The sequence below is a fragment of the Streptomyces sp. NPDC055254 genome (assembly GCF_053606025.1).
The window spans coordinates 61,701-85,475 of the sequence record NZ_JBSGQV010000026.1 but is presented as its reverse complement, the minus strand read 5'-3'; the positions used below and the strand labels follow the sequence as shown (position 1 = coordinate 85,475).

Here is a 23,775-nt window from a genome sequence, read left to right as displayed (position 1 = left end):
GCACAGCGGCAGGGCTTAGGGCCCCCCGCCCCCCGGCAGCCCCTGGCCCTCGCCCACGCCTTCCCCACGCCGGGGGGGGGGCGGGCGGCGGGCCCGCCCCACCAACGTGACCTCCGGCCGCTCGTTGTCGGCCTCCAGCAGGTCCTCGATCCCGGCCCGGCCGCCGCCCAGGGAATCCCACAGGGCGCTGACGACCCAGCGCGGGTGCGAGTGGTACACCGCCAGGTGTTCCTCGGCGTCGTCCTCGTACGGCGGCGCGACGCGCTCCAGCCAGCCGTCGAGGTCGTGCGCGGCGATCTTGCGCAGGACGGCGTTCACGAACTTCGCGCGCCCGTCGCCGAGCACCACCCGGGCCAGCTCGACGCTCGCCGAGACCGCCGCGTGCGTGGGGATGCGGGTGCCGAGCAGCTGGTGCGCGCCGAGCGAGAGGACGTCCAGCACCGGCGGGTCCACCTCCCGCAGCGGGCGGTCGATGCACGCCTTGATGACCGCGTCGTAGGTGCCCTGGCGGCGGAGCGTCCCGTAGACCAGCTCGGTGGCCAGCGCCGCGTCCCGTGCCTGGAAGCTCTCGTCCTGGCGGGCCTTGCGCAGCAGCGGCGGCAGCACGAGGTTCGCGTACGCGTCGCGCTCGTCCACCGCCCGCAGCACCTCGAAGGCCAGCATCCGCACGGGATCCTTCTTGGGCCTGCGGTGAGGCTTGGCCTGGCGGTTCTTGCCGCCACCGGCCGCGGCGGGGCTGCGGTGGGGCTGAGGGGGCTGTTCGCTCACGTGAAAGGTGCTCCGGATGTACGAGTGCTACGAGTGCTACGAAGGCTACGGGGGGTGCGCGGGCGGCGGTCGCGGCGCGCGCCGGAAGGCCGGACCCGTGCGGGTGCTGTGCTGCTGTGCGGTGCCGGGGGTCGTACGGCGTGCTGGGAACGGGCGCGGTCGCGGTGCCGACGGGTCCGGTCCGCGGCGCGGCCGTACCGGTCAGCCTACGTCGGCCCCGCCGAGCCGCTCGCCGGGAGCGATCCGCACCCCGCGCGCCCAGTCGGCGCCGCGCATCGGCTTCTTGCCCTGCGGCTGCACCCACAGCAGCTCCACGGCGTGCGAGCCGGTGCCGACGTACACGTTGTTCTTGGCGGGGGCCAGCACGCCGGGCTCCAGGTCGGTGCGGTCGGGCACCGCGCCCACCGAGATCAGCTTGAGCCGCTCGCCGCGGAAGACCGTCCAGGCGCCCGGCGCGGGGGTGCAGCCGCGCACGACGCGGTCGACCCGCATCGCGGGGGCCGCCCAGTCGATCCGGGCGTCCTCCACCGTGATCTTGGGCGCGAGCGAGATCCCGTCGAGGGACTGCTCCACGGCGCGCAGGGTGCCGTCCTCGATGCCGTCCATGGTGGCGGACAGCAGACCGCTGCCGGCGAAGGCCAGCCGGGTGAGCAGGTCGCCGCTGGTGTCGGTGGGCCGGATCTCCTCGGTCAGGATCCCGAAGACGGGCCCGGAGTCCAGGCCCTCCTCGATCCGGAAGGTGGAGGCGCCGGTGACCTGGTCGCCCGCCATGATCGAGTGCTGGACGGGGGCCGCCCCGCGCCACGCGGGCAGCAGCGAGAAGTGCAGGTTGACCCAGCCGTGCCGGGGGATCTCGATGGCGCTCTTGGGGATCAGCGCCCCGTAGGCGACGACCGGGCAGCAGTCCGGGTCGATCTCGCGCAGCCGGGCCTGGAAGTCGGGGTCGCGCGGCCGGGTGGGCTTGAGGACCTCGATCCCGGCCTCCTCGGCGCGCTCGGCGACCGGGCTGGCGACCAGCCGGCGGCCTCGGCCGGCCGGTGCGTCGGGCCGGGTGACGACGGCCGCGACCTCGTGCCGCCCGGAGGCGATGAGGGCGTCCAGGGCGGGCACGGCGACCTCGGGGGTGCCTGCGAAGACGAGCTTCACTGGGTCCTACCTCGCTATCTCGGCTGTCAGCAGCGCACCAGTCTATGGGGCGTGCACGCCGGGGGGCACAGTGCCGGTCGAGCCTGGCCGACGGGCACCCCGTCACCGCGCCGACCAGCGGGCGCCGGGGAGCGTACGCGGACACACGCGCCTCTCGCATATGCCGACGCGCCCCCACAGCGTGACCTGGGCGCCCGGTGGCGCGTTGGTCAAGAGAGATTGACCAAGACGGGCCGCCCGTGAACGGTGTCCGCGGCCCGATCCGCCCTTCAGAACCGGTTCGAGAGGCTTCTTCATGGCCGACCACGCCACCCACGACGCCCAAGCCCGGGCCAGCCTGCACCTGCTGGTGCGGGACATCGAGCGGGTTCGCCGGCAAGTGGATGCTCTGCGTACGCTCACCGCCCAGCTCGGCAACGTGTACCGCCCCCGCCGCTCCGGCCCCTCCACGGGCTTCGTCGTCTACGGCCGGGCGCCCGCGCCCACCGTCCGCCTCGCGCAGGAGCTGCGGGACAGCGTCGAGACCCTGGTCACCGCCGCGGTGGACTTCGACCGCTCGCTCGGCTTCTCGTGGGACGCCGTCGGCTCGGCGCTCGGCGTCACCAAGCAGGCCGTGCACCGGCGCTACGGTGCCCGCCGGGCACAGGCCGCGGAGTCCGCGGAGCCGCCGGCCGAGGGCACGACCACCCGCACTCCGGGACCGCTCCCCACGGTCCCGGCGGCCCGCTCGGTGCCGCCGCAACTCGTGCGCGAGGACTCCCAGGCCGTGGCGGGCGCCGCCGCCCGCCCGGCGGCCTTCCCCGGACCGCGCAACGGCTGATCCGCCCGTCGCCGCCGGGTCGCCGACCCCCGACGGCCCCGGACACCCCGCTCCAGCGCCGCACCGACCCGCCCCCGTCGGGACGACCCCCACGGTCGCCCCGCCGGGGGCGTCCTTGCGTCCGCGCCGCCGCACCCGTCGGACGGCGCCCGCCCCGGCCGACGGCCTGTCAGCCGATGTCCAGCGGGTCGATGCGGACCCGCACCGCCTCCGCCGCCGGGACCCCGCGCGCCATGCGGGCCGCCTGGGCCGCCTTGAGAGCGGCCGCCAGGGCCGCCCCGCTGCCCGGGGGGACCCGCACCAGCGCCCGCTCCCCCGGGGACGGCTCCCCGCGCCGCCCGGGCAGCGGGACGGGGCCCAGCACCTCCGCGTCCGGCGGCAGCCCGGCACCGGCCAGGAAGGCCTCCACGGCCTCGCCCCGGCCGGCCACCGACGCCATCCGGGACACCGGCGGGAACCCGAGCTGGGCCCGCTCCGCGAGCTCCCGCACGGCATGGCCGACCGGGTCCCACCGCACCAGCGCCTGCACCGGCCGCAGCGTCGGCTCGGCGACGACGACGACCTGCCCGTCGCCCCGCACCAGGGAGGCGGCCCCGATCCACCGCCGCAGCGCGTCCTCGCCGGCCCGCAGGTCGGGCCGGGTCAACATCGCCCAGCCGTCCAGCAGCAGCGCCGCCGCGTACCCGGCGCCGGACGCGACGGGCTCGGCTCCCGGGGTGCACACCACCAGCGCGGGCCGGTCCGGCACCTCGTCCAGCACGTGGTCGCGCCCGGAGGTCCGTACGGGCACGGCCGGAAAGGCCCGCCCCAGCTCCTCGGCCGTGCGCCGCGCGCCCACCACCCGGGCCCGCAGCCGGAACGAGCCGCACTCCTCGCAGTGCCAGGACGGCTCCGCCCGCCCGCACCAACCGCACTGCAGGTCCCGCTCGTCGGGGGCCTCCAGCGGCCCCGCGCAGACCGTGCAGCGGGCCGGGGTCCGGCACCGCTCGCACGCCAGCCGGGGCACGTACCCCCGGCGCGGCACCTGGACCAGGACCGGTCCGCTCCGCAGTCCCTCGCGGACGGTCTCCCAGGCCAGGCTGGGCAGCCGCGCGGCCCGCGCCGCCCCGTCCCGGGCCAGCAGCTCGTCCCCGACCGTTCGGATCCGGGGCGCGCAGGCCCGTACCGTCTCGCGGTCGGCGACCAGCGGCCGCGCCCAGCCGGACTCGACCAGCTGGGCGGCCTCGACGGTGCAGCTCGTACTGCCCGCCAGGAAGCCGCAGCCGTCGGTGACCGCGCGCAGCTCCAGCACCTCCCGCACGTGCGGGAAGGGCGCGTGGTCGTCGCTGTGGCTGGAGTCGCCGTCGTCCCAGATCGCCACCAGCCCGAGGTCCCGTACGGGCGCGAACATCGCGGCACGGGTGCCGATGACGGCCCGCACCGAGCCCCGGTGGACGGACAGCCACTGCCGGTAGCGCTTCTCGGGCCCGGACTCGGCGGTCAGCAGCGCGTGCCGGCCCTCGCCCAGCAGGGCGGTCAGCGCGGCGTCCACCCGGGAGGCGGTGCGCCCGTCGGGCAGTACGGCGAGGGCGCCGCGGCCCGAGGCGAGGGTGGCGGCCATGGCCCGGGCGAGCTCGTCGGCCCAACCGGGGCCGGGCAGCGCGGTCCACACGGCACGCGGCGTGCCGCCGCCGGCCAGGGCCCGCAGGAAGGCCGGCCCCGCGCCGTACCGCTCCCAACCGGCCGGTTCCGGCGCCGGGGGCGGGGGCAGCGGCTCGGGCGAGGGCTTGGCCTCGGCGCGGGCGTTGCGGGGCGGCAGGGCGAGCTGGAGCACGTCGGCCAGGCTGCCGGCGTACCGGTCGGCGACGGCCCGGGCGAGAGCCAGCATGCGCGGATCGAGGACGACCTCGGGCGAGACGACGTGCGCGAGGGCCGCGAGGGCGCCGTCGTAGTCCGACTCGGCGCGGCGCTCGACGACGAAGCCGTCGATGAGCCCGCCGCCCTCGCGGCGGCCGCCGTGCACCTGGTGGGAGCCCGCGCCGAAGCGGACCCGGACGCGGACGCCCGGCTGCGCGGCCTCGGAGAGCTCCTCGGGGACGGCGTAGTCCCAGAGCTGGTCGAGGTGGAGCACGCCCTTGTTGACGAGGATCCGGGCGACCGGCAGCTCCTCGGCCAGCGCGGCGCCGCGCCAGGTGCGCGGTTTCGCCTTGGGTGCCTTGGCCTTCGCCTCGGCGACGATCTCCCGGATCAGCGCGAGCTGCTCCGGCGGACCGTCGGGGCTCTCGCCCCCGGCCCGCTCCCCGGAATCGTTCGTGCTGCTCACAGCAGCATTCTTACCAAACCCCACCGACAGCGGACGGCCCCGGACCACAGGGTCCGGGGCCGTCCACGACGCTCGCTACGGCGAGTCGGCTCAGAGACCGGCGGCCGCGCGCAGCGCGTCCACGCGGTCGGTGCGCTCCCAGGTGAAGTCCGGCAGCTCACGGCCGAAGTGGCCGTAGGCTGCGGTCTGGGCGTAGATCGGGCGCAGCAGGTCCAGGTCGCGGATGATCGCGGCCGGGCGGAGGTCGAAGACCTCGCCGATCGCGTCCTCGATCTTCTGGACCTCGACCTTGGCGGTGCCGAAGGTCTCGACGAACAGACCCACCGGCTCGGCCTTGCCGATCGCGTACGCGACCTGGACCTCGCAGCGCGAGGCGAGGCCGGCGGCGACCACGTTCTTGGCGACCCAGCGCATCGCGTACGCGGCGCTGCGGTCGACCTTGGACGGGTCCTTGCCCGAGAAGGCGCCGCCGCCGTGGCGGGCCATGCCGCCGTAGGTGTCGATGATGATCTTGCGGCCGGTGAGGCCGGCGTCGCCCATCGGGCCGCCGATCTCGAAGCGGCCGGTCGGGTTCACCAGCAGGCGGTAGCCCTCGGTGTCCAGCTTGATGCCGTCCTCGATGAGCTGGGCCAGCACGTGCTCGACGACGAACTCGCGGATGTCGGGAGCCAGCAGCGAGTCCAGGTCGATGTCCGAGGCGTGCTGCGAGGAGACGACGACCGTGTCGAGGCGGACGGCCTTGTCGCCGTCGTACTCGATGGTGACCTGGGTCTTGCCGTCGGGACGCAGGTACGGGATGGTCCCGTTCTTGCGGACCTCGGACAGCCGCTTGGAGAGCCGGTGCGCCAGGTGGATCGGGAGCGGCATCAGCTCGGGCGTCTCGTCGCACGCGTAGCCGAACATCAGGCCCTGGTCGCCGGCGCCCTGCTTGTCGAGCTCGTCCTCGTCGCCCTCGACCCGCTTCTCGTAGGCCGTGTCGACACCCTGTGCGATGTCCGGGGACTGCGCGCCGATGGACACCGACACGCCGCAGGAGGCGCCGTCGAAGCCCTTCTTGGAGGAGTCGTAGCCGATCTCGAGGATCTTGTCGCGCACGAGCTGCGCGATCGGCGCGTACGCCTTCGTCGTCACCTCGCCCGCGATGTGCACGAGACCGGTGGTGATGAGGGTCTCCACGGCGACGCGCGAGGTCGGGTCCTCGGTGAGGAGCGCGTCGAGGATCGTGTCGCTGATCTGGTCAGCGATCTTGTCAGGGTGGCCCTCGGTGACGGACTCCGAGGTGAACAGGCGACGGGACACAACGCTCCCTGGGGTTGCAGCGGCTGCTGGCTGATCATTGGCGGAACCACACCGGGGGCTGCGCCCGATCACGTTCCGAGTGCAGTTTATCGGTCGCCACCGGCTGAGGGACCACCCGTCTCGCCTTGTGGGAGCCACGTGACCTGCGCCACGCCATTCTCACCCACACTCGCGCCCAGGAGAAGGGGATCTCACTCACGCGCGTCGCGGCGCCAGCAGGAGCGCCACCTGGTCCCAGATCTCCTCCGCCAGGGCTTCCTTCGGACCGTAGGGGACCTGGATTTCAGACCCGCTGGAGGCCAGGATGACCGCCTCGTTCTCCTCGGAACCGAAGGTCTTCGTGGCGCCGACCTCATTGACCACGAGGAGGTCGCAGCCCTTGCGCCGGAGCTTGGCCCGCCCGTTGGCCAGGACGTCGTCGGTCTCCGCGGCGAATCCCACCACGACCTGGCCCTCCCGGGCCCGGTCGGCGGAGATCTCCGCGAGGACGTCGGGGTTGCGGACGAGGGCGACCGGCGCCGGGTCCTGCCCGTCCTTCTTCTTGATCTTGCCGTCGGCGTACTCGGCGGGCCGGAAGTCCGCCACGGCCGCGGCCATCACCACCACGTCCGCCCCGGCGGCCGCCCCGAGCACCGCCTCCCGCAGTTCGAGGGCCGTCCCCACCCGGACGACGTCCACCCCGGCCGGATCGGCCAGGGCGGTGTTCGCGGCCACCAGGGTGACCTTGGCGCCGCGCGCGACGGCGGTGCGGGCGAGGGCGTAGCCCTGCTTGCCGGAGGAGCGGTTGCCCAGGAAGCGGACCGGGTCCAGCGGCTCCCGGGTGCCGCCCGCGCTGATCACCACGTGCCGCCCGGCGAGGTCCGCCTCCGCCCCGGTCGCCCCGCGCGCCAGGACGTGCCGGCACACCTCGAAGATCTCCTCGGGGTCGGGCAGCCGCCCCTTGCCCGTGTCCTTGCCGGTGAGGCGGCCCACGGCGGGCTCGACGACCACGGCCCCGCGGCGGCGCAGCGTGGCCACGTTCTCCTGGGTGGCCGGGTGCTCCCACATCTCGGTGTGCATGGCGGGCGCGAAGACCACCGGGCAGCGGGCGGTGAGCAGGGTGTTCGTGAGCAGGTCGTCGGCGAGTCCGTGGGCGGCCTTGGCCAGCATGTCGGCGGTCGCCGGGGCGACGACGACGAGGTCGGCGGACTGCCCGATGCGCACGTGCGGCACCTCGTGGACGGTCTCCCACACCTCGGTGGAGGCCGGGTTGCCGGACAGGGCGGCCCAGGTGGCCTCGCCGACGAAGTTCAAGGACGCCGCGGTGGGCACCACCCGCACGTCGTGGCCGGACTCGGTCAGTCGGCGCAGCAGCTCGCACGCCTTGTACGCGGCGATCCCGCCGCTGACTCCCAGCACGACCTTCGGCTTACCCACCACGTACTCCCCTTCGACCCGTCCGGCGCCCTCGGCACCGGTCGCCGTACCTACCCATGACACACCACAGGCCCGGCAGATGTTCTGCCGGGCCTGTGGTGAAAGGAATTTCCGTGCCTTACTGAGCCGGGGCCTCGATGGCCTCGGAGGTCAGCAGACCCGCGTTGATCTCGCGCAGCGCGATCGAAAGCGGCTTCTCGTGGACGTGGGTGTCCACCAGCGGGCCGACGTACTCCAGCAGGCCCTCGCCGAGCTGGGAGTAGTACGCGTTGATCTGACGCGCGCGCTTGGCCGCGTAGATCACGAGGCTGTACTTCGAGTCCGTGGCCTCGAGCAGCTCGTCGATCGGCGGGTTGATGATGCCCTCGGGCGCAGTGATGGAAGAGGACACGCTCTACCTTCCGAAGATGGGTGAAAGATCAGGCATTGAACGTGGAGATAAATACGTTCAACGATCAGACAACTTCCACCAAGGCTAGCAGCTCGCGCGCCACGTCCTCGACGGAGGTATTGACCAGGGTGGTGTCGAACTCGGACTCGGCAGCGAGTTCGATCTTGGCGGTGGCGAGCCTGCGCTCGATGACCTCCGCCGATTCGGTGCCGCGGCCGGTGAGCCGGCGGACCAGCTCGTCCCAGCTCGGCGGGGCCAGGAAGACCAGTTGGGCCTCGGGCATGGACTCGCGTACGAGCCGTGCGCCCTGGAGGTCGATCTCCAGCAGGACCGGCTCGCCGTTCTCCAGGCGTTCCAGTACCGCGCCGCGCGGTGTGCCGTAGCGGTTGCCCGCGAACTCGGCCCACTCCAGCAGCTCGCCGTTGGCGATCAGCTTGTCGAACTCGTCGTCGGAGACGAAGAAGTAGTGGACTCCGTGTCGCTCACCGGGCCGCGGCTTGCGGGTGGTGGCCGACACCGAGAGCCATACCTCCGGGTGGACCTTGCGCATATGCGCGACGACCGTGCTCTTGCCGACCCCGGAGGGGCCGGAGAGCACGGTCAGCCGCGGACGAACCTCTGCTGCCATAGAGCGATTATCCAGGTTCCCGGGCATGCCCGGGAACGCCGGGAGAACTTCAGGCGACGCCTCAGGCGCCGGTGCTGCCGAACTCGCGCTCCAGAGAGGCGATCTGGTTGGAACCGAGACCTCGGACACGCCGGGACTCGGAGATGCCGAGACGCTCCATGATCTGCTTGGCGCGGACCTTGCCCACGCCGGGCAGGGACTCCAGCAGGGCGGAGACCTTCATCTTGCCGATGACGTCGTTCTCCTGGCCCGTCTTGATGACCTCTTGGAGCGAGGCGCCGGAGTGCTTGAGTCGATTCTTCACCTCGGCCCGCTCCCGGCGAGCCGCGGCGGCCTTTTCGAGCGCGGCTGCGCGCTGTTCAGGGGTAAGGGGCGGAAGAGCCACGCCTACGTCACCTCGGATGTCGAACTGTCGGATACGGACCGGTGGGGAACCCAAAGGCACCACACCAGGCGAGGTCCCGAACAGCGATGCAATTTCGCTCGCTGCACGTTCACTCTGCTCGGAGACTAGCGGCCATCACCGCTCCAGTCAGCGAGAACGGACTAAAAGTCCTGGTCAGCCTCCACCGAACCGTACATTACGGACAAACTACCCCGGTTTTGTCCGGTGAAAGACCTTCCAATTTCGTCAGCCCGTGCGAGACGCCGGGCCGACCCGAGGCGAGAACACCTCGAATCGGCTTCCGGCTACGCGGAAACGGCCGCGCGGATCTCGTCCGCGAACCGCCGTGCGGACGCGCGCAGGGCGGTCACGTCCGGACCGTGCTTCAGGACGCCGCGGGACACGTTGGGCACCACATGGCGCACCGCCGTGCCGAACACGGCCGGCAGGTCCGCAGCCGTCGCGCCCTGCGCGCCGATGCCCGGGGCCAGCAGCGGCCCGTTGATGTCCAGGTCGAAGGAGGAGAGGTCGCCCAGCGTCGCGCCGACCACCGCGCCGAAGGAGCCCATCGGGTCGGCCCCCGCGTTCTCGGCGGCCAGGTGCGCCAGCATCGTCGCGCCGATCGTGCGGCCGTCCTCCCGCACCGCCCGCTGGACCTCCGCGCCCTCCGGGTTCGAGGTGAGGGCCAGGACGAACAGGCCCGCCCCCGACTCCCGGGCCAGGTCGACGGCCGGCTTCAACGAGCCGTAGCCGAGGTACGGGGAGACCGTCAGCGCGTCCGAGAAGAGCGGGGACGCCGGGTCGAGGAAGGCCGAGGCGTAGGCGGCCATGGTCGAGCCGATGTCGCCGCGCTTGGCGTCCATCAGGACCAGCGTGCCGGCCGCCCGCGCGTCCGCGACGGTCCGCTCCAGCACCGCCACGCCCTTGGAGCCGAACCGCTCGAAGAAGGCCGCCTGCGGCTTGAAGACCGCCACCTGGTCGGCGAGGGCCTCCACGACGGTCCGCGAGAAGCTCTCCAGGCCCGCGATGTCGTCCCCCAGACCCCACTGCGCCAGCAGCGCGGCGTGCGGGTCGATGCCCACGCACAGCGGGCCGCGGGAGTCCATCGCCTCGCGGAGGCGGGTACCGAACGGGGTCACGGTCACTTCGCGGCCTTTCGGTTCTCGGCGCCCACCGCTTCGGCGAGCGTCGCGTACGGGCTGGCGGCCAGGCGCGCGGCCAGGCCCTTGTGGACGGCTCGGGCGTAGAACGGGCCCTCGTAGACGAAGGCGCTGTAGCCCTGGATCAGGGTGGCGCCGGCCAGGATGCGCTGCCAGGCGTCCTCGGCGTTCTCGATGCCCCCGACGCCGACGAGGACCAGCCGGTCCCCCACACGGGCGTACAGGCGGCGCAGGACCTCCAGGGAGCGCTCCTTGACGGGCGCTCCGGACAGCCCGCCGGTCTCCTTGACCAGGGCGGGGTCCGAGAGCAGGCCCAGGCCCTCGCGGGCGATGGTCGTGTTGGTGGCGATGATCCCGTCCAGGCCGAGCTCCAGCGCCAGGTCGGCCACCGCGTCGACGTCCTCGTCGGCGAGGTCGGGGGCGATCTTGACCAGCAGCGGGACGCGGCGGTCGGTGACCACCCGGTCCGCGGCTTCCCGGACGGCCGTCAGCAGCGGACGCAGGGACTCGGTGGCCTGGAGGTTGCGCAGCCCGGGGGTGTTGGGCGAGGAGACGTTCACGACCAGGTAGTCCGCGTGCCGGGCCAGGCGCTCGGTGGACGCCACGTAGTCGGCGACCGCCTCCTCCTCCGGGACGACCTTCGTCTTGCCGATGTTGACGCCCACGACGGTCTTGAAGACGGCACGGCGGGCCGCCAGGCGCTCCGCGACGGCCGCCGAGCCCTCGTTGTTGAAGCCCATCCGGTTGATCAGCGCACGGTCCGGCACCAGCCGGAACAGCCGCTTCTTCGGGTTGCCGGGCTGCGGCTCGGCTGTGACCGTACCGATCTCGACATGGTCGAAGCCGAGCATCGACATGCCGTCGACGGCCACGGCGTTCTTGTCGAAGCCCGCCGCGAGCCCGAAGGGCCCGTGCATGCGCAGGCCCAGCGCCTCGGTGCGCAGCTCCTCGTGGCGGGGGGCGAGCCAGGCCGCCGCGAAGGTGCGCAGCACCGGCGTGCGGGCGGTGAGGCGGATCCAGCGGAAGGCCGTGTAGTGGGCCCGCTCCGGGTCCATCCGCTTGAAGACCAGGTTGAAGAAGAGTTTGTACATCGTCGTGAAGGATCCCTCTGCGCTCATGGAAAGGGGGACACCCGTCGTGAAACCGGTGTCCCCCTCTCCCGTTCTCCCGAGTCCGGGCTGTACGGGCTGCTAGTCGCGGGCCGCGTTGAGGTGCTCCGCGTGCTCCTGGAGCGAGCGGACGCCCACGTCGCCGCGGTTCAGCGCGTCGATGCCCTGCACGGCCGCGGCGAGTGCCTGGACCGTGGTCAGGCACGGGACGCTGCGCGCCACGGCCGCCGTACGGATCTCGTAGCCGTCGAGGCGGCCGCCGGTGCCGTACGGGGTGTTGACGATCAGGTCGACCTGGCCGTCGTGGATCAGCTGGACGATGGTCTTCTCGCCGTCCGGGCCCTCGCCCTCGCTGAGCTTGCGCACGACGGTGGCGTTGATGCCGTTGCGGCGCAGCACCTCGGCGGTGCCCGAGGTGGCGAGCAGTTCGAAGCCGTGGGCGACGAGCTCGCGTGCCGGGAAGATCATCGAGCGCTTGTCGCGGTTGGCGACGGAGATGAAGGCGCGGCCCTTGGTGGGCAGCGGGCCGTAGGCGCCGGCCTGCGACTTGGCGTACGCCGTGCCGAAGAGGGCGTCGATGCCCATGACCTCGCCGGTGGAGCGCATCTCCGGGCCGAGGACCGTGTCGACGCCGCGGCCGTGGATGTCGCGGAAGCGCGACCACGGCATGACGGCCTCCTTCACGGAGATCGGCGCGTCGATCGGCAGCGTGCCGCCGTCGCCGGTCTTGGGCAGCAGGCCCTCCGCGCGCAGCTCGGCGATGGTGGTGCCGAGCGAGATGCGGGCGGCGGCCTTCGCGAGCGGGACGGCGGTCGCCTTCGAGGTGAAGGGGACGGTCCGGGAGGCGCGCGGGTTGGCCTCCAGGACGTAGAGGATGTCTCCGGCCATCGCGAACTGGATGTTGATCAGGCCGCGGACGCCGACGCCCTTGGCGATGGCCTCGGTGGAGGCGCGCAGCCGCTTGATGTCGTAGCCGCCGAGGGTGATCGGGGGCAGCGCGCACGCGGAGTCGCCGGAGTGGATGCCGGCTTCCTCGATGTGCTCCATGACGCCGCCGAGGTAGAGCTCGGTGCCGTCGTAGAGGGCGTCGACGTCGATCTCGATCGCGTCGTCGAGGAAGCGGTCGACCAGCACGGGGCGGGTCGGGGAGATCTCGGTGGACTCGGCGATGTAGGACTCCAGCCGGGTCTCGTCGTAGACGATCTCCATGCCGCGGCCGCCGAGCACGTAGGAGGGGCGGACCAGGACCGGGTAGCCGATCTCGTCGGCGATGGCCTTCGCACCCGTGAAGGTGGTGGCGGTGCCGTGCTTGGGCGCGGGCAGGCCGGCGTCGGCGAGGACCTGGCCGAAGGCGCCGCGGTCCTCGGCGGCGTGGATGGCCTCGGGCGAGGTGCCGACGACGGGGACGCCGTTGTCCTTGAGCGCCTGGGCGAGACCGAGGGGGGTCTGGCCGCCGAGCTGGACGATGACGCCGGCGATGGGGCCGGCCAGCGTCTCCGCGTGGACGATCTCCAGCACGTCTTCCAGGGTCAGCGGCTCGAAGTACAGGCGGTCGGAGGTGTCGTAGTCGGTGGAGACGGTCTCCGGGTTGCAGTTGACCATCACGGTCTCGTAGCCCGCCTCGCTGAGCGCGAAGGAGGCGTGGACGCAGGAGTAGTCGAACTCGATGCCCTGGCCGATGCGGTTGGGGCCGGAGCCCAGGATGATGACCGCGGGCTTCTCGCGCGGGGCGACCTCGGACTCCTCGTCGTAGGAGGAGTAGAAGTACGGGGTCTTCGCGGCGAACTCGGCGGCGCAGGTGTCGACCGTCTTGTAGACCGGTCGCACGCCGAGGGCGTGGCGGACCTCGCGGACGACGTCCTCGCGCAGGCCCCGGATCTCGGCGATCTGGGAGTCGGAGAAGCCGTGGCGCTTGGCTTCGGCGAGCAGCTCGGGGTGGAGCTTGTCCGCGGCGGCGAGCTCGTCCGCGATCTCCTTGATGAGGAAGAGCTGGTCGACGAACCAGGGGTCGATCTTCGTGTACTCGAAGACCTCTTCCTGGGTGGCGCCGGCGCGGATGGCCTGCATGACGGTGTTGATGCGGCCGTCGGTGGGGCGCACCGCCGTGGCGAGGAGCTCGGCCTTGTCGCCGGGCTCGCCGACGAAGGTGAACTGCGAGCCCTTCTTCTCCAGGGAGCGCAGGGCCTTCTGGAGGGCCTCGGTGAAGTTGCGGCCGATCGCCATGGCCTCGCCCACCGACTTCATGGTGGTGGTGAGGGTGGCGTCGGCGAGCGGGAACTTCTCGAAGGCGAAGCGCGGGGCCTTGACGACGACGTAGTCGAGGGACGGCTCGAAGGAGGCCGGGGTCTTCTCGGTGATGTCGTTGGGGACCTCGTCGAGCGTGTACCCGATGGCCAGCTTGGCGGCGATCTTGGCGATCGGGAAGCCGGTGGCCTTCGACGCGAGCGCCGAGGAGCGCGAGACGCGCGGGTTCATCTCGATGACGATGACGCGGCCGTCGACGGGGTCGATGGCGAACTGGATGTTGCAGCCGCCGGTGTCGACGCCGACCTCGCGGATGATCGCGATGCCGATGTCGCGCAGCCTCTGGTACTCGCGGTCGGTGAGGGTCATCGCCGGGGCGACGGTGATCGAGTCACCGGTGTGGACGCCCATCGGGTCGAAGTTCTCGATGGAGCAGACGACGACGACGTTGTCCTTGGTGTCGCGCATCAGCTCCAGCTCGTACTCCTTCCAGCCGAGGATGGACTCCTCCAGGAGCACCTCGGTGGTCGGGGAGAGCGTGAGGCCCTGTCCGGCGATGCGGCGCAGCTCGTCCTCGTTGTGGGCGAAGCCGGAGCCGGCGCCGCCCATGGTGAAGGAGGGGCGCACGACGACCGGGTAGCCGCCGAGGGTCTCGACGCCGTTGATGACGTCGTCCATCGAGTGGCAGATGACCGAGCGGGCGGACTCGCCGTGGCCGATCTTGGCGTTGACGGCCTCGACGACGCCCTTGAAGAGGTCGCGGTCCTCGCCCTTGTTGATGGCCTCGACGTTGGCGCCGATCAGCTCGACGCCGTACTTCTCCAGCACGCCCTGCTCGTGCATGGAGATGGCGGTGTTCAGCGCGGTCTGCCCGCCGAGGGTCGGGAGCAGCGCGTCGGGCCGCTCCTTCGCGATGATCTTCTCGACGAACTCGGGGGTGATCGGCTCGACGTACGTGGCGTCGGCGATCTCCGGGTCGGTCATGATCGTCGCGGGGTTGGAGTTCACCAGGATGACCCGCAGGCCCTCGGCCTTGAGGATGCGGCAGGCCTGGGTACCGGAGTAGTCGAACTCGGCTGCCTGGCCGATGACGATCGGGCCGGAGCCGATGACCAGGACGGACTGGATATCGGAGCGCTTAGGCACGATCGGCCTCCATCAAAGAAACGAAGCGGTCGAAGAGGTACGCGGCGTCGTGCGGGCCGGCGGCCGCCTCGGGGTGGTACTGGACGCTGAAAGCGGGCTGGTCGAGCAGTCGCAGGCCTTCGACGACCTGGTCGTTCAGGCAGACGTGGGAGACCTCGGCGCGGCCGTAGGGGGTTTCGGAGACCTTGTCGAGGGGCGCGTCGACGGCGAAGCCGTGGTTGTGCGCGGTGACCTCGACCTTGCCGGTGGTGCGGTCCTGCACCGGCTGGTTGATGCCGCGGTGGCCGTACTTCAGCTTGTACGTGCCGAAGCCGAGCGCACGGCCGAGGATCTGGTTGCCGAAGCAGATGCCGAAGAGCGGCGTCCTGCGCTCCAGGACGCCCTGCATGACGGCGACGGGTCCGTCGGCGGTGGCGGGGTCGCCCGGTCCGTTGGAGAAGAACACGCCGTCCGGCCCGACCGCGTAGACGTCCTCGACGGTGGCGGTGGCGGGCAGTACGTGCACCTCGATGCCGCGCTGCGCCATCCGGTGCGGGGTCATGCCCTTGATGCCGAGGTCCACGGCGGCCACGGTGAACTTCTTCTCACCGACCGCGGGGACGACGTACGCCTCCTTGGTGGCGACCTCGGCGGAGAGGTTCGCGCCCTTCATCTGCGGGGCTTCCTGGACGCGGGCCAGCAGGGCCGCGTCGGCGACGCCGGCGCAGGCCTCGCCGGAGAAGATGCCGACGCGCATGGCGCCGCGCTCGCGCAGGTGGCGGGTCAGGGCGCGGGTGTCGATGCCGCAGATCCCGACGACGCCCTGCGCGACGAGCTCCTCGTCCAGGGAGCGGCGGGAGCGCCAGTTGGAGGGGACGCGCGCGGGGTCGCGCACCACGTACCCGGCGACCCAGATGCGGGAGGACTCGGGGTCCTCGTCGTTGACCCCGGTGTTGCCCACGTGCGGCGCGGTCATCACGACGACCTGGCGGTGGTACGACGGGTCGGTGAGGGTCTCCTGGTAGCCGGTCATGCCGGTGGAGAACACGGCCTCACCGAAGGTCTCCCCGACGGCGCCGTAGGCGCGGCCGCGGAAGATCCGACCGTCCTCCAGGACGAGTACGGCGGGAGCTTTGGCTGCTCCCCTGGTGGAGGTCGTCATCGTTCGGCGCCTTCCGTCGTGATGGATGAGTTCATGAGATTGACGGCTTCGACCCAGGCGGCGTGCTCGGCCGCGCGGTCGGAGCGGAATCCGGAGTCGATCAGCTTGTCACCGTGCGCCCAGGTGACGACGAGCAGACCGCCTTCGGTGAGTACCTTGCCCGCGATGCCCTTGTCGAGGCGGGCGCCGCGCAGCTGCGCGGCCGGTACGAAGAAGTCGTTGGCACCCGGACGGACCACGTCCAGGCCCGCGTCGGTGAGCGTGAGCTCCACGCGGCTGCGGACGCCCAGGCCGTGGGCGACGATCCGGTCGAGCCACTGCCCGGCGGTCGTGGACCCGTGGTACCGGCCGGTCAGGGCCAGCCGGTGCTCGGGGAGACCGTCGGGGGCGGCGGGCAGCTCCGGCAGGTCGTTCTGCAGAGCGCCGCGCCATTTCCAGCCCTGCCGCATCAGCCAGTAGACGAACGCGATGAAGACGAGCAGACCGATCACCCACGCCATGCGGGCGCCCCAGTCCGTCACCTCCGCCGACCGTCGTTCCGCGGCCTCGGCGGCCAGTTGGATTACTGCAGGTGTCACGCCAGCGTCCCGTCCACGACCGTTGCCCGGCCCCGCAGGAAGGTGTGAGTGACGCGCCCCGGCAGCTCACGGCCCTCGTAAGGCGTGTTGCGGCTGCGGGAAGCGAAGTGTGCGGGGTCCACGACACCACGGTACGAGGTATCGACCAAGGTCAGGTTCGCGGGTTCACCTGCCGAGACGGGACGGCCGTGGTGGTCGAGGCCGCCGATGCGCGCCGGGGCGAAGGACATCCGCTCGGCGACGCCCGCCCAGTCGAGCAGTCCGGTCTCCACCATCGTCTGCTGGACCACGGAGAGCGCGGTCTCCAGGCCCACCATGCCCATGGCGGCGGCGGCCCACTCGCAGTCCTTGTCCTCGTGCGGGTGCGGGGCGTGGTCGGTGGCCACGATGTCGATCGTGCCGTCGGCGAGCGCCTCGCGCAGGGCGAGTACGTCGCGTTCGGTGCGCAGCGGCGGGTTGACCTTGTAGACCGCGTTGTACGAGCGGACGAGCTCGTCGGTGAGCAGCAGGTGGTGCGGGGTGACCTCGGCGGTGACGTCGATGCCGCGGGACTTGGCCCAGCGGACGATCTCGACGGAGCCGGCCGTGGAGAGGTGGCAGATGTGGACGCGGGAGCCGACGTGCTCGGCGAGGAGGACGTCGCGGGCGATGATCGACTCCTCGGCGACGGCGGGCCAGCCGCCGAGGCCCAGCTCCGCGGAGACGACGCCCTCGTTCATCTGGGCGCCCTCGGTGAGGCGGGGCTCCTGGGCGTGCTGGGCGACGACGCCGCCGAAGGCCTTCACGTACTCCAGGGCGCGGCGCATGATCACGGCGTCGTCGACGCACTTGCCGTCGTCGGAGAAGACCGTGACGCGGGCGGCGGACTCGTGCATGGCGCCCAGCTCGGAGAGCTGCTTGCCCTCCAGGCCGACGGTGACGGCGCCGATCGGCTGCACGTCGCAGTAGCCGGACTCCTTGCCGAGGCGCCACACCTGCTCGACGACGCCGGCGGTGTCGGCGACCGGGAAGGTGTTCGCCATGGCGAACACGGCGGTGTAGCCGCCGGAGGCGGCGGCGCGGGTGCCGGTGAGGACGGTCTCGGAGTCCTCGCGGCCGGGCTCGCGCAGGTGGGTGTGCAGGTCGACGAGGCCGGGGAGGAGGACCCGGCCCTCGGCCTCGATCACCCGGGCGCCGTCCGCCGACAGGTTCTGCCCGACCTCGGCGATGGTCTCGCCGTCGATCAGGACGTCCTGCGCCTCGCCGCCGAGTACCTTCGCGCCACGGATAAGGATCTTGCTCATGGTTACTTGCTCTCCTCGGTACGGGCGGCGGGGGTGGTGGTGACGGCGGGCTCGGAGCCTCCGAGCAGCAGGTACAGGACGGCCATCCGGGTGGAGACGCCGTTGGCGACCTGCTCGACGGCGGTGCAGCGGTCGGAGTCGGCGACCTGGGCGGTGATCTCCATACCGCGGTTCATCGGGCCGGGGTGCATCACGATGGCGTGCTCGGGCATCTTCGCCATGCGGTCGCCGTCGAGCCCGTACCGGCGCGAGTACTCGCGCTCGGTCGGGAAGAAGGCGGCGTTCATGCGTTCGCGCTGCACACGCAGCATCATCACCGCATCGGACTTCGGCAGCACCTCGTCCAGGTTGTACGAGACCTCGCAGGGCCAGCTCTCGACGCCGATCGGGACCAGCGTGGGCGGGGCCACCACGGTGACCTGGGCGCCGAGGGTGTGCAGCAGCTGCACGTTGGACCGGGCCACCCGGCTGTGCAGGACGTCGCCGACGATGGTGATCCGGCGGCCGCCGAGGTCCTTGCCGAGCCCGGCGTCCCGGCCGACGAGGCGGCGGCGCATGGTGAAGGCGTCCAGCAGGGCCTGGGTGGGGTGCTCGTGGGTGCCGTCGCCCGCGTTGACTACGGCGGAGTCGATCCAGCCGGAGGTCGCGAGGCGGTAGGGGGCGCCGGAGGCGTGGTGGCGGATGACGACGGCGTCCGCGCCCATGGCCTCCAGGGTCAGCGCCGTGTCCTTCAGGGATTCGCCCTTGGAAACGGAGGAACCCTTGGCGGAGAAGTTGATGACGTCCGCGGACAGCCGCTTGGCGGCCGCCTCGAAGGAGATCCGGGTGCGGGTCGAGTCCTCGAAGAAGAGGTTGACGACGGTCAGGCCGCGCAGGGTGGGCAGCTTCTTGATCGGCCGGTCCGCGACGCGGGCCATCTCCTCGGCGGTGTCGAGGATCAGGACGGCGTCGTCGCGCGTGAGATCGGCGGCCGAGACGAGGTGGCGCTTCATCTGGATGGCTCCACGGGTCGGGGCGGGCAGGCAGGCGTGCGGACGGGCAGGGGGTGCGGGCGGGCGGGGCAGGCCGGTGCACGGGCCCGGTCGGGGCCCGGTGGCGGGTGCGGACCTACTGCCCGGCTTCCTGGGCGGTCCGCTGTCCGAGCAGCACGGCGTCACGGCCGTCCTCCTCCTGGAGCTGGACCTTGACGGTCTCCCGCAGCGACGTGGGGAGGTTCTTGCCGACGTAGTCGGCGCGGATCGGCAGCTCGCGGTGGCCCCGGTCGACGAGGACGGCGAGCTGGACCGCGCGGGGGCGGCCGAGGTCGCCGAGGGCGTCGAGGGCGGCGCGGATGGTGCGGCCGGAGAAGAGCACGTCGTCGACGAGGACGACCAGGCGGCCGTCGAGGTCGTCGCCGGGGATCTCGGTGCGCCCGATCGCGCGGGCGGGCTTCATCCGCAGGTCGTCGCGGTACATGGTGATGTCGAGGGAGCCGACCGGGATCTTCGTGCCGGTGATCTCTTCGAGCTTGGCGGCCAGCCGGCGGGCGAGGTGGACACCGCGGGTGGGGATGCCGAGGAGCACCACGTCGTCGGCGCCCTTGGCGCGTTCGACGATCTCGTGGGCGATGCGGGTCAGGACCCGGGCGATGTCCTGCGCCTCCAGTACGGGGCGCATGGCGCCGGCCTGGTCGACCGTGCCGGCAATATTCTGAGCGTCCATGGAAAGGACCTCCTTCTCCGCCTCACGGGACGGACCTTAAAGGACGTCTGATGTACGCCTCCCACGGTAGCAGGGTGATTCCGGCCGGGCGTACCGGGCCGTCGGCGCGGCGGCGCCCACGGGGCCCCTGGGACCGCCCGCGAGGGGGCGGCGGGGACCATTCGGCTTGACGCATCCAAGTAACGCTGCGTAACCTCACAGTGAGTTACCAGCCGCGCGGCGGAGCCGCACGTTGTCCATGTCGTCACAGCGTCACAGCGTCCGGGAGCGTTATGTCCAGCGAATACGCCAAACAGCTCGGGGCCAAGCTCCGCGCCATCCGCACCCAGCAGGGCCTCTCCCTCCACGGTGTCGAGGAGAAGTCGCAGGGCCGGTGGAAGGCCGTGGTGGTCGGTTCGTACGAGCGCGGGGACCGCGCCGTGACCGTCCAGCGCCTGGCCGAGCTGGCGGACTTCTACGGGGTGCCGGTGCAGGAGCTGCTGCCGGGCACGACTCCCGGCGGAGCGGCCGAGCCGCCGCCGAAGCTGCGCCTCGACCTGGAGCGTCTGGCGGGCGTGCCCGCGGAGAAGGCCGGCCCGCTCCAGCGGTACGCGGCCACCATCCAGAGCCAGCGCGGCGACTACAACGGCAAGGTGCTGTCGATCCGCCAGGACGACCTGCGCACCCTCGCCGTCATCTACGACCAGTCGCCCTCGGTCTTGACCGAGCAGCTCATCAGCTGGGGCGTCCTGGACGCGGACGCGCGTCGCGCCGTGGCCCACGAGGACCTCTGAGTCCGGGCCCAGGACCAGCAGAAACGTTACCGGTGGCGCCGGTCCCCGCGGGGGCCGGCGCCACCGGTCGTTTCACCGGCCTCCGGGCCTGCGGGCCGCGGCGCCTGCGGGTCTCCGGGGTGCTCCGGGTCTCCGGGCCGCCGCGCCGCCGGCCGCGCCGGACGTGCCCAGGGCCCGCCGCGCGTGCGCGCTGCGGGCCCTGGGCACGACCGATGCACCGGAGACTACTCGCGGCGCAGGTTCGGCTTCAGCTCCTTGAAACGGGCCAGCAGACCGTTCACGAACGAGGGGGACTCGTCCGTCGAGAACTCCTTGGCCAGCTGGACGGCCTCGTCGATGGCCACGGCGTCCGGGGTGTCGTCCACCCAGATCAGCTCGTAGGCGCCCAGCCGCAGGATGTTGCGGTCCACGACCGGCATGCGGTCGAGCTCCCAGTCCACGGCGTAGGTGACGATCAGGTCGTCGATGCGGTTCACCTTGTCGGCGTACCCCTCGACGAGGTCCATCGTGTAGGCGCTGACCGGCGGCTGCCGGTCGTCCGACCGCGCGTGGCGGATCCAGTCCGCGAGCACCTCGCGCACGGGGACCCCGCGCTGGTCGGCCTCGAACAGGATCTGGAAGGCGCGCTTGCGCGCATTGCTCCGAGCAGCCACGGGTTAGTTGCTCTTCCGGCCGAGGTAGTCGCTGGTGCGGGTGTCGACCTTGACCGTCTCGCCGGTGGTGACGAAGAGCGGGACCTGGATCTCGTAACCGGTCTCCAGGGTGGCGGGCTTGGTGCCGCCGGTGGAGCGGTCGCCCTGGACGCCCGGGTCGGTGTGCTGGATCTTCAGCTCGACCGCGGCCGGGAGCTCGACGTAGAGCACCTCGCCGTCGTGCTGCGCCACCGAGGCGGTGAAGCCCTCGATCAGGAAGTTCGCGGCGTCGCCGACGGCCTTCTTGTCGACCATCAGCTGGTCGTAGGTGTCCATGTCCATGAAGACGAAGTAGTCGCCGTCCATGTACGAGAACTGCATGTCACGGCGGTCGATCGTGGCGGTCTCGACCTTGGTGCCGGCGTTGAAGGTCTTGTCGACGACCTTGCCGGAGAGCACGTGCTTGAGCTTGGTGCGCACGAAGGCCGGGCCCTTGCCGGGCTTGACGTGCTGGAACTCGACGACGGACCAGAGCTGGCCCCCGTCGAGCTTCAGCACCATGCCGTTCTTGAGGTCGTTCGTGGAAGCCACGGTTGCGGAATCTCCTGCACTGGAAGACCACGGGTGCGCGCACAGCCCGGCGGGCGGGCTAGAGCGCGAGCAGCTCCTTGGTCGTAATGGTGAGTAGCTCGGGACCGCCGTCCGCCTCGGGGCGTACGACGAGCGTGTCATCGATCCGGACACCTCCCCGGCCCGGGAGGTGAACCCCCGGTTCGACGGTGACCGGCACGCAAGCGTCCAGTTTACCCATGGCCGTAGGTGCAAGCTGCGGGTCCTCGTCGATTTCGAGACCGACGCCGTGTCCGGTGCACGGAGCGAGGGCCTCCCCGTGCCCCGCGGAGTCCAGTACGGACCGTGCCGCATGATCCACGTCGCGGTACGCGGCTCCCGGCAGCAGGGCCTCCCGGCCCGCCCGCTGGGCGGCGAAGACGAGTTCGTACAGCGCGATCTGCCAGTCGGCCGGGGTGGTGCCGATCACGAAGGTACGCCCGATCTCGCACCGGTAGCCGCGGTAGTTGGCGCCGAGGCAGACGGTGAGGAAGTCGCCCTCCTCGACCCTCCGGTCGGAGGGCCGGTGCCGGGACCGCCCGGAGTGCGGGCCGGTGCCCACCGAGGTGGGGAACGCGGGCCCGTCCGCGCCGTGGTCGACGAGCCGCCGCTCCAGCTCCAGCGCCAGGTGCCGCTCGGTGCGCCCGACCAGGATCGATTCCAGGAGCTCGCCGAGCGCCTGGTCGGCGATCTCGGCGGCGATCCGCAGGCAGGCGATCTCCTCCTCGTCCTTGACCAGGCGCTGCTGCTCCACCGCCGTACCGAGGTCCGTCAGGCGCAGGTTCGGCGCCACGGCGCGCAGGGCCCGGTGCCGGGCCACCGTCAGGTGGTGCTCCTCCACCGCCAGCGAGTCGGCGCGTACGGCGGCGGCCATGTCCGCGGCGGCGACGGCCGGGTCGCCGCCCGGGCCCGACAGCACCGAGAGCCGCAGGCGTTCGTCCAGACGGCCCTCGTCGGCCTCACCGGAGGGCGTGCCGCCGCAGAACACCATGTCCTGGGCGGGCGCGACGAGCAGGACGGCGCCCGAGGGCGAGGCCCCGGACAGGTAGCGGACGTTCGACGGACGCGTGATCAGTGCGGCGGCGTTCCCGGCGGCGGCGCAGCGGTCGCGAAGCAGGTCCCGGCGGGCGGCGTACACGTCTGACATGCATTCGAGCCTACGAGCGCGGCACGTATCCGGCCCGGCGAGCGCGTCCGACCGGGGCCGGACCAGGGGCCCGCGCCCCGGCCCGCCACCGGAACGGGCGACGACACCTGCGCCTGGACAGGCACCGCACGGCCTTCTGCGCGGTCACCAGCCGCCCGGGGCCGCCAGTGCCCGCGCGAGGGCCTCGTCGAGGGCGCGGGCCGTGCCCTCCACGTCGAGCTGCGAGTTGTCGATGATCGGAAGTCCGGAGCCGTACCAGCCCGCCATCCGACCGTGGATGCGCGCGACTTCCTCGTCGGAGAGCCTGCGGTTGCCGGAGCGCGCCGCGTTCCGCTCCAGGACGATCTCCAGACCGGGCAGCAGGACGACGGGCAGCAGGGCCGGGCCCACGTGCCGCTTCCAGCCGCCGAGCCCGACGACGGGGCGGTCCGGGAAGACCGCGTCGTCGAGGATGCAGGAGATGCCGTTCGCCAGGTAGTTGCGGGCGGCGAAGCCGCAGGTGCGGCGGGCGAGGCGGTACTGCGCCTCGGAGAACTCGTTCCAGCCCGCCTGCGGGTCGGCGAAGCCCGAGCACACCCACTCCCGGACGTCGTCCAGGCTGACGTGGGCCGTCGGCACCGGCCGGGTGCTCGCCCAGTGCCGGGCCACGGTGGTCTTGCCCGCGCCGGCCGGCCCGATGAGCAGCACCGCGAGGGTGGCCCCACCCGTACCGGCCACGGCGGGCGGCAGCGGAACGTGCCCCGTGGCCTCCGGCACCGGCACGACGGGGACCTGGCCCGAGGTCCCCGGCCGGTGCCCGGCGTGGTGCCCCGGCGGAGGAACTGCCTGGTGCCCCGGCTGATGGCCTGACGGCGGACCCGGCTGATGCCCCGGCTGCTGCCCCTCCGGGGGGCCTGACTGATGCCCCGGCGCGGGGCTCGGCTGGTGCGCGGCCGCGCCGTGCCAGCCCTGCGCCGGGGGTATCGGCGGCTGCTGGGGCGCCACCGGGGGCGGCCCCTGCTGCCACCGGCCCGCGCCCCCGCCCCCCACTCCTTGGTGCATCCGCTGCCACTCCGTCTCGTTCCGGCGACTGATGCGAGAACGTTATATGACCCCGC

The 23,775-nt window shown here is 72.3% G+C and carries 21 protein-coding genes and 1 pseudogene; 2 read left to right on the top strand and 20 right to left on the bottom strand.

What is annotated here, in order from left to right; all coding sequences use genetic code 11:
* Positions 1-18: 18 nt before the first annotated feature.
* Together ACWFQ8_RS23160 and fmt are read right to left on the bottom strand one after the other, a co-directional pair.
* Positions 19-768 (bottom strand): annotated as a pseudogene (locus tag ACWFQ8_RS23160) (transcription antitermination factor NusB); the annotation flags it as partial.
* Between the two features lie 201 nt (positions 769-969).
* A complete protein-coding gene (gene fmt, locus ACWFQ8_RS23155) occupies positions 970-1,914 on the bottom strand; it encodes a methionyl-tRNA formyltransferase (RefSeq protein ID WP_453788158.1) in 945 nt (314 codons plus the stop codon).
* A 295-nt stretch (positions 1,915-2,209) separates the two neighbouring features.
* Between fmt and ACWFQ8_RS23150 the strand changes: the two genes are divergently transcribed.
* Positions 2,210-2,734 carry a hypothetical protein gene (locus ACWFQ8_RS23150; protein WP_453788157.1) on the top strand — a complete coding sequence of 175 codons (525 nt, stop codon included), beginning with the start codon at positions 2,210-2,212 and terminating at the stop codon, positions 2,732-2,734.
* A 169-nt stretch (positions 2,735-2,903) separates the two neighbouring features.
* Here ACWFQ8_RS23150 and ACWFQ8_RS23145 read toward each other — a convergent pair whose 3' ends face one another.
* The 14 genes from ACWFQ8_RS23145 to pyrR all read right to left on the bottom strand — a co-directional run bounded on the left by ACWFQ8_RS23145 (position 2,904) and on the right by pyrR (position 19,517).
* On the bottom strand, positions 2,904-5,036 hold the full coding sequence (locus ACWFQ8_RS23145) for a primosomal protein N' (protein ID WP_453788156.1): 2,133 nt from the start codon (positions 5,034-5,036) through the stop codon (positions 2,904-2,906).
* Between the two features lie 90 nt (positions 5,037-5,126).
* Positions 5,127-6,335, bottom strand: coding sequence for a methionine adenosyltransferase (gene metK, locus ACWFQ8_RS23140; protein WP_453788155.1), 1,209 nt, complete (start codon positions 6,333-6,335; stop codon positions 5,127-5,129).
* A 195-nt stretch (positions 6,336-6,530) separates the two neighbouring features.
* Positions 6,531-7,751 (bottom strand): bifunctional phosphopantothenoylcysteine decarboxylase/phosphopantothenate--cysteine ligase CoaBC, encoded by a 1,221-nt coding sequence (coaBC, locus tag ACWFQ8_RS23135; protein ID WP_453788154.1) that lies wholly within the window; start codon positions 7,749-7,751, stop codon positions 6,531-6,533.
* 118 nt (positions 7,752-7,869) lie between these two features.
* Positions 7,870-8,142 (bottom strand): DNA-directed RNA polymerase subunit omega, encoded by a 273-nt coding sequence (rpoZ, locus tag ACWFQ8_RS23130; protein ID WP_004948662.1) that lies wholly within the window; start codon positions 8,140-8,142, stop codon positions 7,870-7,872.
* 64 nt (positions 8,143-8,206) lie between these two features.
* Positions 8,207-8,770 carry a guanylate kinase gene (gene gmk, locus ACWFQ8_RS23125; RefSeq protein WP_453788153.1) on the bottom strand — a complete coding sequence of 188 codons (564 nt, stop codon included), beginning with the start codon at positions 8,768-8,770 and terminating at the stop codon, positions 8,207-8,209.
* Positions 8,771-8,831: 61 nt separating this feature from the next.
* Positions 8,832-9,155, bottom strand: coding sequence for an integration host factor (locus ACWFQ8_RS23120; RefSeq protein WP_030008746.1), 324 nt, complete (start codon positions 9,153-9,155; stop codon positions 8,832-8,834).
* 305 nt (positions 9,156-9,460) lie between these two features.
* On the bottom strand, positions 9,461-10,294 hold the full coding sequence (pyrF, locus tag ACWFQ8_RS23115) for an orotidine-5'-phosphate decarboxylase (RefSeq protein ID WP_453788160.1): 834 nt from the start codon (positions 10,292-10,294) through the stop codon (positions 9,461-9,463).
* A 2-nt stretch (positions 10,295-10,296) separates the two neighbouring features.
* Positions 10,297-11,406 carry a quinone-dependent dihydroorotate dehydrogenase gene (locus ACWFQ8_RS23110; protein WP_453788159.1) on the bottom strand — a complete coding sequence of 370 codons (1,110 nt, stop codon included), beginning with the start codon at positions 11,404-11,406 and terminating at the stop codon, positions 10,297-10,299.
* 99 nt (positions 11,407-11,505) lie between these two features.
* Positions 11,506-14,814 carry a carbamoyl-phosphate synthase large subunit gene (gene carB / locus ACWFQ8_RS23105; protein WP_453788152.1) on the bottom strand — a complete coding sequence of 1,103 codons (3,309 nt, stop codon included), beginning with the start codon at positions 14,812-14,814 and terminating at the stop codon, positions 11,506-11,508.
* A complete protein-coding gene (gene carA, locus ACWFQ8_RS23100; protein ID WP_453788151.1) occupies positions 14,807-15,955 on the bottom strand; it encodes a glutamine-hydrolyzing carbamoyl-phosphate synthase small subunit in 1,149 nt (382 codons plus the stop codon). The genes carB and carA overlap by 8 nt, the downstream gene beginning before the upstream one ends.
* On the bottom strand, positions 15,952-16,533 hold the full coding sequence (locus ACWFQ8_RS23095) for a PH-like domain-containing protein (protein WP_384543726.1): 582 nt from the start codon (positions 16,531-16,533) through the stop codon (positions 15,952-15,954). The genes carA and ACWFQ8_RS23095 overlap by 4 nt, the downstream gene beginning before the upstream one ends.
* A complete protein-coding gene (locus ACWFQ8_RS23090) occupies positions 16,530-17,816 on the bottom strand; it encodes a dihydroorotase (RefSeq protein ID WP_453788150.1) in 1,287 nt (428 codons plus the stop codon). The genes ACWFQ8_RS23095 and ACWFQ8_RS23090 overlap by 4 nt, the downstream gene beginning before the upstream one ends.
* Positions 17,817-17,818: 2 nt before the next feature.
* Positions 17,819-18,808 carry an aspartate carbamoyltransferase catalytic subunit gene (locus ACWFQ8_RS23085; protein ID WP_453788149.1) on the bottom strand — a complete coding sequence of 330 codons (990 nt, stop codon included), beginning with the start codon at positions 18,806-18,808 and terminating at the stop codon, positions 17,819-17,821.
* Between the two features lie 115 nt (positions 18,809-18,923).
* Complete coding sequence (pyrR, locus tag ACWFQ8_RS23080; RefSeq protein WP_453788148.1) at positions 18,924-19,517, bottom strand: bifunctional pyr operon transcriptional regulator/uracil phosphoribosyltransferase PyrR; 594 nt, start codon at positions 19,515-19,517, stop codon at positions 18,924-18,926.
* 272 nt (positions 19,518-19,789) lie between these two features.
* Between pyrR and bldD the strand changes: the two genes are divergently transcribed.
* Positions 19,790-20,290, top strand: a complete 501-nt coding sequence (gene bldD, locus ACWFQ8_RS23075) for a transcriptional regulator BldD (protein WP_453788147.1) — start codon at positions 19,790-19,792, stop codon at positions 20,288-20,290.
* Positions 20,291-20,514: 224 nt separating this feature from the next.
* Here bldD and nusB read toward each other — a convergent pair whose 3' ends face one another.
* The 4 genes from nusB to ACWFQ8_RS23055 all read right to left on the bottom strand — a co-directional run bounded on the left by nusB (position 20,515) and on the right by ACWFQ8_RS23055 (position 23,719).
* Positions 20,515-20,943, bottom strand: a complete 429-nt coding sequence (gene nusB / locus ACWFQ8_RS23070) for a transcription antitermination factor NusB (protein WP_453788146.1) — start codon at positions 20,941-20,943, stop codon at positions 20,515-20,517.
* Between the two features lie 3 nt (positions 20,944-20,946).
* The gene (gene efp, locus ACWFQ8_RS23065; RefSeq protein WP_384537624.1) at positions 20,947-21,513 is read right to left on the bottom strand and encodes an elongation factor P; all 567 of its coding nucleotides are present in this window, start codon (positions 21,511-21,513) and stop codon (positions 20,947-20,949) included.
* Between the two features lie 58 nt (positions 21,514-21,571).
* Positions 21,572-22,678 carry an aminopeptidase P family protein gene (locus ACWFQ8_RS23060; protein WP_453788145.1) on the bottom strand — a complete coding sequence of 369 codons (1,107 nt, stop codon included), beginning with the start codon at positions 22,676-22,678 and terminating at the stop codon, positions 21,572-21,574.
* 144 nt (positions 22,679-22,822) lie between these two features.
* Positions 22,823-23,719 (bottom strand): AAA family ATPase, encoded by an 897-nt coding sequence (locus ACWFQ8_RS23055; RefSeq protein WP_453788144.1) that lies wholly within the window; start codon positions 23,717-23,719, stop codon positions 22,823-22,825.
* Positions 23,720-23,775 lie beyond the last annotated feature (56 nt).